Source organism: Ralstonia sp. RL, assembly GCF_001683835.1.
Classification (GTDB): domain Bacteria; phylum Pseudomonadota; class Gammaproteobacteria; order Burkholderiales; family Burkholderiaceae; genus Ralstonia; species Ralstonia mannitolilytica.
This window is the reverse complement of sequence record NZ_LWRX01000239.1, coordinates 1-388: the sequence shown is the minus strand read 5'-3', so window position 1 is coordinate 388 and position 388 is coordinate 1. Positions and strand designations below refer to the sequence as shown.

Genomic DNA, 388 nt, shown 5'->3' with positions numbered 1-388 from the left:
GTTCGTCAGTCCGAACCACCTGGAAGTTGCCGCCGCCGACGGCAGCAAGAAGACCGTTCAATTCAAGCAGGCCATCATCGCCGCCGGCTCGTCGGTGGTGAAGCTGCCGTTCGTGCCGGAGGATCCGCGCATTGTCGACTCCACCGGCGCGCTTGAGCTGCGCGCGATTCCGAAGCGCATGCTGGTGATCGGCGGCGGCATCATCGGCCTGGAAATGGCGACCGTGTATTCGACGCTGGGCGCGCGCATCGACGTGGTCGAGATGATGGACGGCCTGATGCAGGGTGCGGACCGCGACATGGTCAAGGTCTGGCAGAAGTTCAATGACAAGCGGTTCGGCAAGGTGATGACCAGGACCAAGACGGTGGCGGTGGAAGCGCTGCCGGAA

Annotated in this window: 1 protein-coding gene; it reads left to right on the top strand. The window is 63.7% G+C overall.

Annotation, left to right across the window (positions count from 1 at the left end):
* Positions 1 to 388 (top strand): FAD-dependent oxidoreductase (locus A6M56_RS21265; protein ID WP_286758401.1); only part of this gene is annotated, 388 nt, incomplete at both ends.